We start from the raw sequence: 12,190 nt of genomic DNA on the forward strand, positions 1-12,190 counted from the left end.
AACTCAGCGCACGTCGTGGGTCAGCTCGCGGACCCAGTCGAACGCGGCCAGTTCGATCTCGCGTACCTCGGGCACCGTCAGCCCGATCTTCTTGAGTTCGGCATTGAGCTTGCGGCCGCCGACGGCCGTCTCGAGCAGCTCGGCGATGCGCAACATCGTGCCGAAGTCGCCATCGCGGTCGATCAGCGCGTCGCGTACGTCATGCGCGACCTCGACATGCACGAGGATGTCGGCCATGCGCACCGAGAACAGCGCTTCGGCCAGTGACATGATGCCGACCGTAAAGGCGCGGTCGGCGCTGGCCGTGTCGCCGGGGCGCACGCGCAGCGTCATCAGTTCGAGGAGTTTGCCGCGTGTGGTGGCCAGCTGCAGCAACGGCGAGTGAAGCGAGACTTGCGCACCCGCAGCCGTGTACAGCAGGATCTGCAGCCAGCGGCCCAGCTGGCGCCGGCCCAGCACCGCCAGCGCCTGTGACAGCGATTCGATACGCGGACCGGGCACTGCGCGGCTGTTGACCAAGCGCAGCAAGTTCAGGCTGACCAGCGCGTCGCGCTTGACGGCCGTCTCGATGGTCTGGTTGTCGGCGTTGGAATTGACGAGCTCAAGCAAGCGCAGCAGCACGACTTCGGTCGGGGCAATCTTGCGGCCGCTGAGGATCACCGGTCGCGCAAAATAATACCCCTGGAAGTATTCAAAACCGAGTTCCATGCACAGCTTGAACTCTTCGATCGTCTCGACTTTTTCGGCCAACAGGCGCTTGCCGGTCTTTTTCAACGACGCGACCAGACCGCTCAATGCATCCGGGGCCACGCCCTTGATATCGACCTTGATGATGTCGATCAGCGAGATCAGCTGATCGAGTTCGGGCGAATGCTCGATGACGTCGTCGACGGCGAACTTGAAGCCGAGGTTTTTGAGTTCGTCCACCCGCGCCAGCAACTCGGGCGTGGGCTTGACGGTTTCCAGGATTTCGAGAATGACTTTATGCGGCTGCAGGAAGCGCACGAAGTCGCTCATCAGGACGACAGCGTCGACATTGACGAACGCGAGCTGATCGCCCACCACCTGCTCCATGCCAAGCTGGGACGCGTGCGAAATGACGGCCGCCGTCGCGGCGGCGCCGTCGGTCAGCTTGGCGTCTTCGTCCTCGCCGGCAGCACGAAACAGCAGTTCGAACGCCAGCAATTGCTGGTCGCGCCCGAGAATGGGTTGCCGTGCGAGGAAAAAATCGTCAGACGGCACCAAGACCGCTGCCGTTGCATCAGCATGCATTGAAATATTACTCCTGGAAACTGTCGCGGCGGATCGCGGCGCGCTGGCAGCACGCACCCGCGCGCCACCTGCACCGACTATACTACAAAAACATCAATCTTAGCATTTCGACATCAAATCGAACGCTAGCTGCGGCCGCCGCCCTGGCGGGTGCGGCCGGTGCGCGGTGCACCCGGCGTCGCCGGGCGATCGCCACCGGTGCGGGGTGCACGTGGGGCGGCAGTATCCGACGCCGCGCGCGATGGGGCGCCCGGTGCACGGGGCGCGCGCGGTGCGGCACTCTTCGGCGCACTCGAGCGCGGTGGCGCGCCCGGCCGGCCAGCATCCTGCGTTGGACGGCCTGTGCTCTGCGTCGGACGGCCCGCGCCGGTGCCGGTACCCGTGCGCGATGGCTTGACCGGCACTGCCGGCTCGTCACCTTCACGCGGCATGACCTGGCCCGGCAGGCGCAGACTGCCCTTGCCCGACAGCGGGCTGGCGCGGCGCGCATTGCCGATCGGCTGGCGCGGCATGCCGGCGGCGCCGTCGGTGCGGCTGGCGCTGCGGCCGAGGGCCGTGCCCGTGACCTGGGTGCCTTTTTCGATCGTGAAGCGTGCGCCGGCATCCTTGCCCAGCACCCGCACAAGATACGGCAGCACTTCGCGCAGGATCGGCTCGAGCGTGTACGGCGGGTTCAGGATGAACATGCCGGAGCTGTGCAGGCCCGTGCCGTCCGGGGTCGGCGTCTGGATCGTCAGCGTAACGTTCAGCCACTCCTTGGCCGGCACGCGCTTCAGGCGATCGGCAAACTGGCGCGATTCCATGCGCTGCAGTACCGGATACCAGACAGCGTAGATGCCGCTCGGGAAGCGCAGCAGCGCATCGTCGAGGGCTTCTTTCACACGCTTGTAGTCATCCTTGACTTCGTACGGAGGGTCGATCAGCACCAGCGCGCGGCGTGACGGTGGCGGCAGCAGGGCCTTCATGCTGTCGAAGCCGTCGCCCCGGTCGATCATCACGCGGCGGCCGCGCGAGCGCTCTCCCTGCTCGGCCTTGTGCGCGTCCAGCTTGCGGAAGTTATCGGCCAGAATCTTGCAATCGGCCGGGTGCAGCTCGAACAGGCGCAGGCGGTCCTGCTCGCGCGCCATCTGCTCGGCAACATACGGCGAGCCCGGGTAATAGCGCATCTTGCCGCTCGGGTTCATGCCCTTGATCAGATCGAGGTATTCCTTGAGGGGTGCCGGAACGTCAGTGAGCGCCCACAGCGGGCCGATGCCGGTATCGAATTCGGCGGTCTTGGTCGACTGGAAACTGTCGAGTGCGTACACGCCGGCGCCCGAGTGGGTATCGATATAGGTATAGGCGGCATCCTTCTGGTTCATGTACTGGTGCAGTTGCACCTGAATGAAGTGCTTGAGGACATCGGCATGGTTACCCGCGTGGAAGGCGTGGCGGTAGCTCAACATAAGCTGGAATTCCTAAAAGTGACGTTGCCGCGCGAAACTGGCGGCGATATTAGGCGCCATTATCCACTACAACCGGGCCCGGCTGGGAATCGGTGGGATCTGTGGTTCACATAAAAAAAGCCGCAACCCTCGTGAGGTTGCGGCCGGCGTGCCATCAATGTGCTGGTCAGGCGACTTTCTTTTCTTCGAAGAACTGTTCGTCCTCAGTCGAGCCGTGCAGCGCCGTCGTCGAGCTCTGTCCCTGCTGGATGGCCTGGGTCACGGCGTCGAAGTAACCGGTGCCCACTTCGCGCTGGTGCTTGACTGCCGTGAACCCTTTTTCGGCGGCAGCGAACTCGGCCTCTTGCAGCTCGACAAAGGCCGACATGCCGGTGCGTGCATAGCCGTGGGCCAGATTGAACATGCCGTAATTGAGCGAGTGGAAGCCGGCCAGCGTGATGAACTGGAACTTGTAACCCATCGCGCCCAGCTCACGCTGGAATTTGGCGATGGTCGCGTCGTCCAGATTCTTTTTCCAGTTGAACGACGGCGAGCAGTTATAGGCCAGCATCTTGCCCGGGAACTTGGCGTGGATCGCATCGGCAAAGCGGCGCGCAAACTCGAGGTCGGGCTTGCCGGTTTCGCACCAGACCAGGTCGGCAAACGGTGCATAGGCCAGGCCGCGCGAAATCGCTTGCTCGACACCCGGCTGGACGCGGAAGAAACCTTCGACCGTGCGCTCGCCGGTGCAGAATTCCTTGTCGTTGGCATCCACATCGGACGTGAGCAGGTCGGCAGCTTCGGCGTCGGTGCGGGCGATCACGAGCGTCGTGGTGCCCATCACGTCGGCTGCCAGGCGGGCGGCGTTGAGTTTTTCGATGGCTTCGCGGGTCGGCACCAGCACCTTGCCGCCCATGTGGCCGCATTTCTTGACCGAGGCCAGCTGATCCTCGAAGTGCACGCCCGATGCGCCGGCTTCGATCATCGACTTCATCAATTCGTAGGCATTGAGCACGCCGCCGAAACCGGCTTCGGCGTCGGCCACGATCGGGGCGAAGTAATCGATGTCATCCTTGCCTTCCGACCATTGGATCTGGTCGGCGCGCTGGAAGGTGTTATTGATGCGGCGCACGACCAGCGGCACCGAGTTGGCCGGATACAGCGACTGGTCCGGGTACATTTCGCCAGCGGCGTTGGCGTCACCTGCCACTTGCCAGCCCGACAGGTAGATCGCCTTCAGGCCCGCTTTCACCTGCTGCATGGCCTGGTTGCCGGTCAGCGCGCCCAGGGCGTTCACATACGGCTCGTCATTGACCAGACTCCACAGCTTCTCGGCGCCGCGCTTGGCCAGCGTGTGCTCGATGCGCACCGAGCCGCGCAGACGGACGACGTCGGCGGCGGTGTAATTGCGCACGACGCCTTTCCAGCGTGGATTGGTGTCCCAGTCTTGCTGCAGTTCGGCGATTTGCTGTTCACGGGTAGTCATGGTGTGTTCTCCTGAAGGGTGGTAAGACGTTTGATCAAGCATGCGATTCCGTTGAAACAATCATATAGCCGTTTGTGCGTGGCACCATCAGTCTTCTATAAGACATACGACTAAAATAATTACTAACGATATCAATGGCTTGCATTCTCGATATCATGATGCGGAATGAAATTTCTTACGATGGTAAGAAAAGCGGTGGCTGGCATGCTGCGCATTTCGCATTGCACGACGATCATTTCGCATCCTGAAATATGGCGTCTTATTTCCCGTCAAGAAACGACAAAGGGCGCGGCAATTGCCGCGCCCTTTTCATTTCAACCGAACCGGCTTACTTCGCCAGTTCGGTCTGCTCGCCGAAGGTCAGCTCGCCACCCCGCACCCGGACCGGAATCACATCCTTCGGTCCAAAGCGGCCCGACAGGATCGCTTTCGACAGCGGATTCTCGATCTGCTGCTGAATCGCCCGCTTGAGCGGCCGTGCGCCATACACCGGGTCGTAACCCACTTCGGCGATCTTCTGCAGCGCCTCTTCGTCGATGTCGAGCGTCATGTCCATCTTCGCAAGGCGCGCTTCCAGGATCTGAAGCTGGATGCGGGCAATCGCGCCGATGTTCTTCTCATCCAGTGCATGGAACACCACGATCTCGTCGATACGGTTGATGAACTCGGGGCGGAAGTGCCCGCGCACCTCGGCCATCACCGCCATCTTCACAACAGCCGGCTCATCGCTTTCCATCGCCTGGATCCGGTGCGAACCGAGGTTCGACGTCATCACGATCACCGTGTTCTTGAAGTCGACCGTGCGACCCTGGCCATCGGTCATGCGGCCATCGTCCAGCACCTGCAGCAGCACATTGAACACGTCCGGGTGCGCCTTTTCGATCTCGTCGAGCAGGATCACGCTGTACGGCTTGCGCCGCACGGCTTCGGTCAGGTAACCGCCCTCTTCATAGCCCACATACCCCGGTGGCGCGCCGATCAGGCGGGCAACCGAGTGTTTCTCCATGAATTCGCTCATGTCGATGCGGATCATCGCGTCCTGCGTATCGAACAGGAAGCCGGCCAGCGCCTTGCACAGCTCGGTTTTACCGACACCGGTCGGGCCCAGGAACATGAACGAACCATACGGGCGATCCGGGTCGGACAGGCCGGCGCGCGAACGGCGGATCGCGTCCGACACCGCTTCGATGGCTTCGTTCTGGCCCACGACGCGTTTGTGCAGCTCGTCCTCGATGTGCAGCAGCTTGTCGCGCTCGCCCTGCAGCATGCGCGTGACGGGAATGCCGGTCGCGCGCGAGACCACTTCGGCAATTTCCTCGGCGCCAACCTGCGTACGCAGCAGCTTGGGCTTCTGGCCGTCGAGTTCGGCGCGCGCGGTGCTGGCTTCAGCGTCACGCAGCTGCGCTTCGAGTTCCGGCAGGCGGCCATATTGCAGCTCGGAGGCCTGCTGCCAGTTGCTCTGGCGGCGCGCTTCTTCCATCTGGTAGCGGATGCGCTCGATCTCTTCCTTGATGTGCGTGGTGCCCTGCACCGCGGCCTTTTCGGCTTTCAGGATTTCTTCGAAGTCGTTGTACTCGCGCTCCAGGCGCGTGATTTCGTCGCCCAGCAGCTCGAGACGGCGCTGCGACGCTTCATCGGTCTCGCGGCGCACGGCTTCGCGTTCGATCTTCAGCTGGATCATGCGGCGCTCGAGGCGGTCCATGACTTCGGGCTTCGAATCGATCTCGATCTTGATCTTGGCCGCCGCTTCGTCGATCAGGTCGATGGCCTTGTCGGGCAGGAAGCGGTCGGTGATGTAGCGGTGCGACAGCTCGGCCGCCGCGATGATCGCCGCATCAGTGATGTCGACCTGGTGGTGCAGCTCGTATTTCTCCTGCAGCCCGCGCAGGATGGCAATCGTCGCCTCGACACTTGGCTCGTCGACGATGATCTTCTGGAAGCGGCGCTCGAGCGCAGCATCCTTCTCGACATACTTGCGGTACTCGTCGAGCGTGGTCGCACCGACGCAGTGCAGCTCGCCGCGCGCCAGCGCCGGCTTGAGCATATTGCCGGCGTCCATCGCGCCTTCGGCCTTGCCGGCGCCAACCATCGTGTGCAGCTCGTCAATGAAGACGATCGTCTGCCCTTCGTCCTGCGCCAGCTCTTTCAGCACGCTTTTCAGGCGCTCTTCGAATTCGCCGCGGAACTTCGCGCCGGCCAGGAGCGAGGCCATGTCGAGCGACAGCACGCGCTTGCCCTTGAGCGAATCGGGCACTTCGCCATTGACGATGCGCTGCGCCAGGCCTTCGACGATGGCCGTCTTGCCCACGCCCGGCTCACCGATCAGGACCGGATTGTTCTTGCTGCGGCGCTGCAGCACCTGGATCGCGCGGCGGATTTCATCGTCGCGGCCGATCACCGGATCGAGCTTGCCGGCGCGGGCACGCTCGGTCAGGTCGAGCGTGTATTTCTTGAGCGATTCGCGCTGGCCTTCGGCTTCGGGCGAATTGACGCTTTCGCCACCGCGCACGGCCTGGATCGCCGCCTCGAGCGACTTTTTCGCCAGGCCGTTTTCACGCGCCAGGCGGCCGGCGTCGGACTTGTCTTCCAACAGCGCCAGCAGGATCATCTCGGACGAGACGAAACCATCGCCGCGCTTTTGCGCTTCGCGATCGGCCAGGTTCAACAGGCCCATCAGGTCGCGCCCGACCTGGACGTTGCCACCGGTACCGGTGACCTTCGGCTGGCGCTCGAGCGAGGCTTTCAGCGCATTAGACAGCGCGCCGACGTTCACGCCGGCGCGCTGCAGCAGCGAGCGCGCACTGCCGTCGTCCTGGTTCAACAGCGCCACCAGCAGGTGGACCGTTTCAATGTATTGGTTGTCGTTGCCGACCGCCAGGCTCTGGGCATCCGCCAGCGCTTCCTGGAGCTTGGTCGTCAATTTATCTTGTCGCATGGTGTGACTCCTGAGTTTGTTCTTGGTTGCGATACAAGATTGGGATGACGGGATGCATTTCAAGCACCCCGTCGGGCAGTACGTAAGAAAAACACCTACAGGAAGAATAGTACTTAACTGTCGGACAACCTGGACTCGGGCGCTGGCCCGGCAGCCTGCAGATCGCGCACGTTCTTTTGCACGGCAACAACGGCAAACAGCGACAGCGCAAACGACATCGCATAAAAACCTTTTTCGCTCAGCGCCAGCGTGGCGTTGACGAGGCCGATGCCCAGCAGCCCGATCGCTGCCATCAGCGAGAACCAGCACAGCGACGAGTACAGGCCCGTGACCGGCACGCCTTCCGCGCGGTCGCGCACCGTTTTTTGTAGTGAAATGGCGGCGAACAGCCCGTACAGCAGCAGCACGAGGTAATAACCTTTTTCATTGAGCTGCATCTGGGCGTTCCAGAGGCCAATCAGATAGGCGGCCATGCCGATGATGAGCGCGCCCCAGGAGGCGCCGACGAAGGCCGCGGTCGGCCGGTAATGGGTATGCATGATCGAGCCCCGTATGTATTTACTGGACGGAAACTCTAGCATGCTTCAACCGGGCAAATTGTGCGTTGTCAGGCAAACCCGCCCTGCTTTGCCGACTTTACCCGCGCAGGGTACGCAGCAGGGCGAAACCGGCCATGCAGCACAGCAGCGAGCCGATCAGGTGCAACGCCGTGTGCGCCAGCGCCCAGCCAATGTCGCCGCGCTGCAGCAGCGTCATCGATTCACCACTAAAGCTGGAGAAGGTCGTCAAGCCACCGAGGAAGCCGGTAATAATGAACAGGCGCCAGTGCGGCGCCAGACCCGGCTGGTCGGCAAAGAACGCGAGCGCACAGCCGATCAGAAAGCCACCGAGCAGGTTGGCCGCCAGCGTGCCGATCTGGACAAAGCCGTGCAGGCTGCCCAGCCACAGCCCCAGCCCCCAGCGCAGCCAGGCGCCAATCGCGGCGCCGAGCCCGATCGCGAGAAAATTCAGCGGGCTTGCCACCGCGCCCGCGCTGTATCGTCCGTCACGCGCGCATCGACCCAGCGCGCGCCGTCCGGCGTGTCTTCCTTCTTCCAGAACGGCGCTTCCGTCTTCAGGTAATCCATGATGAATTCGCAGGCCGCGAACGCATCGCCCCGGTGCGCGGCGGTCACCGCCACCAGCACGATCTGATCGAGCGGCAGCAGCGGCCCCACGCGGTGGATGACCAGGGTGGCGAACAGGGGCCAGCGCGCGGCGGCCTGGGCCGCGATGTCGTCGAGCGCTTTCTCGGTCATGCCGGGATAGTGCTCGAGCTCCATTGCGGCGACCTGCGCGCCGTCATTCAGGTCGCGCACGGTGCCGACGAACGCGACGACAGCGCCGACCCGGGCGTCGCCCTCGCGCAGGCGCGCGACTTCGAGGCCGAGGTCGAAGTCGCCCGTTTGCACACGGACATTGTTCATGAAGCCTCCTTCGGCTGGCGCAGCATCAGGCACTCGATACGCGTTTCGGTGCGCACGTCGGCCAGGGCTGGCAGCGCCAGCAATGCGCGCAGTTCAGCCGTGTTGCCGCCCGGCTTCTGGCCAGACTTGAGCGAGCTTTGCAGCACCTCGACCTGCAGGCGCAGGCGGTCGCGGGCGAATTCGGCGCCGCTGTCGATGCCGGCGGCAATCTCCAGGCGCAGCAGATCGTTCAACAGGCGCGGCCGGTTTTCCTGGAGCTGGCGCGCATACGCGGCGCGATCGCCTTCGAGTGCCGCCAGCGCTGCGTCAAACCGCTTCTGCAGAATCGGCTCGTAACCACCGTCCACCGGCGCCAGTGCCGCCCAGCGGGCACGCCAGTCATCTCCCTGCGTATGGGTGCCGGCATTGCTGTCCGGATCGGCGAGCGCCGTTTCGAGCGCCTGGATCAGGCGCAGCTTGTCGCGCACGACGCCGGCCAGGACCGTGTCGGCGGCGCGCCGCACCTCGGCCACCTGGGCCTGCACCTGGGCTACAGCAGCCTGGTAACGGCCCTCGATGCGCGCCTCGTGGGCGCGCGGCACCGGGCCGATCGCCTGCCATTCGGCCGCGGCTTCACGCAACATTCTGGCGACGTTGGACGGCGTGGCATCGAGCGCCGCCGCTTCGAGACGGGCGCACAACGCTTCCTTGGCCGCTTCGTGGGTGCGGCGTTCGCTGTCGGCCGCGTGTGCATGCTCCTTGCGGGCCGCAAACAGTGCGTCACAGGCGGCGCGGAAACGCTGCCACAGCGCCTGCTCGGCCTTGCGTTCGAGCGGCAGCGCACGCGCATGGTCTTGCCAGCGGCTCTGCAACTCGCGCAGCATATCGACGGCATGCCGTTCGTTCGGGTCGAGCTTGTGGACTTCTTCGATCAGTTGTTCGCGCACGGCGACTTCGACCTTGCGCTGGTTTTCCAGCGGCCGCTGCAACGTGGTCAGTGCCTCGGAGAACAAGCCATCAAGACGTTTCTTTTCCTTGCGGTCGACCGCGCCCAGATGACTCCAGGCCGTACGCAGGCGCTGGACGGTGGCCGACACGTGCTTCCAGTCGGCATTATCCTGCTGCAGATTGGCGATCTCGGCCTGGGCTTCGTCGACCAGCGCCTGGCCGCGCGCGGCATTCGCGTGGCGCTCGTCGGCCAGCTGGCGGAAATGCGCGGCGGCCGGTGCGTAAGCAGCGCTGCAGGCGGCGTCAAAGCGCTCCCACAGGCTGCGCGGCGCCGGGCCGGACAAGGTGTCGAGCGCCTTCCAGCGCTCGCGCATGCTGCCGACCTTCTTGGCCAGCTCGCCCATCGCCAGGTTCTGCGTGGCCAGCGTCTCGACTGTCTTGATCAATTCTTCGCGCGACACATTACCGCCCCAGCGCGCCCAGTCCGACAAACGTTTCAGGTCGGCGCGCAGATGGGTCAGGTGCTCGAGCTGGGCGCCCGTCAGGCGCACGCCCTTGTCCTTGGCGTCCTTCAGCGATTTGTCGATTTCGGCGGCGGTGCCAAGCGAGCCCTGCTGCAGGGCGGCTTCGAGCGCGTCCATCTGGTCGAGGAAGGCCTGGTCGGCGCCCTTGTCTTTAGCAGGCGCGGTGCCGCTATCGGCTGGCGCTGCGGCCTGAACTGCTTTCGGCTTGCGGACCGCTTGCGGGAACGACGCGAGCAAGGCGTCGAAGCGCGCTTGCAACTCTTCAGTGGCGGCGTTGGCAGGCATGGCCGGCAGACGCTGCCATTCGCGGCGCAGGACATCCGGCGTCAATTCTTCTCGCGGCTGCGCCGCCCATGCGGTGAGCGCCGCATCACGGGCGGCCAGCGCTGCGGCATCCTTCTCGGCGGTGGCCAGGCTGGCCGTCAGGCGTGCCAGTTCATTGCTCACCTCGCCCACCAGTGCGCGCGGCAGCGATGGGTGGCCAGGATCGGCCATTGCCGCTGCTTGCTCCTGCTGCAGGCGGGCGAGTGTCTCGCCGAGCGCGGCGGCGTCCAGCCCCTGCCCGTCGAGCTGGCGCAGCGCCGTCAGGCGATCGATCATGGCGCGCTGCAACTGGACCTGCGCTTCGAGACGGGCGCCAAGCTGGGCGCGTACGGCCTCGAAGTCGGCAGCGAGTTCGGGCGCGCGGATGACCGACCATTTGCGGTCGAGTTCGCCAACGTGGTTGGGCGTGAGCAACGCATCGGCCAGCATGGCGCGCGCCTGCGCCAGCGTGTCTTCACCACGACGCAGTTCGGCTTCATGGTGGCGGATCGCATCCAGCCGGCCATGCACGAGCTTGGCAACGCGGCGATCGACATTGCGCATCGCGCCGTACACGCGCTCGAGGTGCTCGCGACCATGGAGCAGCTCGGCGGCGGCCAGGCGCAATTCGGAAAACGGGGATTGCAGGATGAACTCGGCGGCGGCAGCTTCGTCGCTGCCGAGCGCCTTGAGCTGCGTAGCCTGGCGCTCGCGGGCGCTGGCCACGGCGGCGCGCGCCTCGGCAGCCTGCGCTGCGGCCTGGTTTGCCGTCTGCTCGGCAGCAGCGGCTGCGGCCGCCTTGGCCTTGTTATCGGCTTTGCTACCGGCTTTGCCAGCGGTCTTGCTAACGGCGGGCTGGGCAGCGCCCGATTTTGCCGGGGCCGGCTTGGCGGCGCCCTGTTGCTCGCCGGACGCGGCCGGCTTGCTGCCCTGCCGCTTGAAGAGAAAATCGAACATAGGAAATTCGCACCGCTAAAACTGCCATCATAGCAAAGAACATGGCGTCAACCGGCGCGCACGCCCTGCCGTAGCGGCTAATTCACGATGGGCACGACAGGTGGCAATGCGGGCGATTTCCTGGTTGAAACTTCTGCGGGAAGCCTGGCACGCACGATGCCGCGCCCGGCGTCACGGTGTTCGTTCTGCACCGTGTCATGGGCCAGCATCTGGTTGGCGATCGTGAACCAGAGGTCGCTGGGAATCAATGTGCGCGCCAGCGGCAGCAACTCGATCTCTTCGCGTTCGAGGCGCTCGAGCAGCAGTTCGCAACATGCTTCGAGCGCTGCCAGGCAGCCGGGGTCGCCTTCGGCAGCGGCGGCCTGGGCCGCCATGCGCGCGGCGTTGGCGCGCCGGCTCAGCGCATCGAGTTCGGCCAGCAGCGCGCCGGCCTCGGCGCCACGCCGGCGCAGCGCCGGCAACACGAACTTGTCGAGTTTGCGCCACTGGCACGCGTCGCTGACCTGGCGCAGCGCGTCGCATGCCGCCTGGTACTGGTGCGCCGCTGGCGGCTCGCCCCACCAGGCGGCGGGCCGCCAGCGGTCGAGCAGCGCCTGCAAATCGACGCGTACCCGCGCCTGTTCAACGGACAATGCCACCAAGGTGTAGGTGGAAGTGAGCATGATGTCTCCTCTCAATGCGCCGCCAGCGCGCATGGCGAGGCCATGCCGGAGCGGCTGGGAATGCGGGTATCGGGGTAGCCGGCGATGGATTTTGTAGTAGTAACCGGCGACAAGAACTAGCTAGTGTAGAGACACGGTCCTGGCCAGGTTTGATGTTCGTCAAATGCGATTTGACAACAAGAGCGGGGTCAGGCACGACGACTTTCCCCACACAACATGCTTGCGAGATGGTAT

The 12,190-nt window shown here is 64.4% G+C and carries 9 protein-coding genes; all 9 read right to left on the bottom strand.

Features of this window, described 5'->3' with window-relative positions:
• Positions 1-3: 3 nt before the first annotated feature.
• Positions 4-1,272, bottom strand: coding sequence for an EAL and HDOD domain-containing protein (locus NX775_RS03590; protein ID WP_258834749.1), 1,269 nt, complete (start codon positions 1,270-1,272; stop codon positions 4-6).
• A gap of 125 nt (positions 1,273-1,397) precedes the next feature.
• Positions 1,398-2,717, bottom strand: a complete 1,320-nt coding sequence (locus NX775_RS03595; protein WP_258834750.1) for a 23S rRNA (adenine(2030)-N(6))-methyltransferase RlmJ — start codon at positions 2,715-2,717, stop codon at positions 1,398-1,400.
• A 166-nt stretch (positions 2,718-2,883) separates the two neighbouring features.
• Positions 2,884-4,182, bottom strand: coding sequence for an isocitrate lyase (gene aceA / locus NX775_RS03600; protein ID WP_258834751.1), 1,299 nt, complete (start codon positions 4,180-4,182; stop codon positions 2,884-2,886).
• A 328-nt stretch (positions 4,183-4,510) separates the two neighbouring features.
• The gene (clpB, locus tag NX775_RS03605) at positions 4,511-7,117 is read right to left on the bottom strand and encodes an ATP-dependent chaperone ClpB (RefSeq protein ID WP_258834752.1); all 2,607 of its coding nucleotides are present in this window, start codon (positions 7,115-7,117) and stop codon (positions 4,511-4,513) included.
• A gap of 113 nt (positions 7,118-7,230) precedes the next feature.
• Positions 7,231-7,656 (bottom strand): inner membrane protein YiaA, encoded by a 426-nt coding sequence (yiaA, locus tag NX775_RS03610; RefSeq protein ID WP_258834753.1) that lies wholly within the window; start codon positions 7,654-7,656, stop codon positions 7,231-7,233.
• Between the two features lie 97 nt (positions 7,657-7,753).
• A complete protein-coding gene (crcB, locus tag NX775_RS03615) occupies positions 7,754-8,140 on the bottom strand; it encodes a fluoride efflux transporter CrcB (RefSeq protein ID WP_258834754.1) in 387 nt (128 codons plus the stop codon).
• A complete protein-coding gene (gene moaE / locus NX775_RS03620; RefSeq protein WP_183558183.1) occupies positions 8,125-8,583 on the bottom strand; it encodes a molybdopterin synthase catalytic subunit MoaE in 459 nt (152 codons plus the stop codon). The genes crcB and moaE overlap by 16 nt, the downstream gene beginning before the upstream one ends.
• Positions 8,580-11,294: a DUF349 domain-containing protein gene (locus NX775_RS03625; RefSeq protein WP_258834755.1), complete on the bottom strand. Its 2,715-nt coding sequence runs from the start codon at positions 11,292-11,294 to the stop codon at positions 8,580-8,582. Before NX775_RS03625 ends, moaE begins: the two co-directional genes overlap by 4 nt.
• A gap of 77 nt (positions 11,295-11,371) precedes the next feature.
• Positions 11,372-11,956 carry a hypothetical protein gene (locus NX775_RS03630; protein ID WP_258834756.1) on the bottom strand — a complete coding sequence of 195 codons (585 nt, stop codon included), beginning with the start codon at positions 11,954-11,956 and terminating at the stop codon, positions 11,372-11,374.
• Positions 11,957-12,190 lie beyond the last annotated feature (234 nt).

Source organism: Massilia aurea, assembly GCF_024753205.1.
GTDB lineage: Bacteria > Pseudomonadota > Gammaproteobacteria > Burkholderiales > Burkholderiaceae_D > Telluria > Telluria aurea.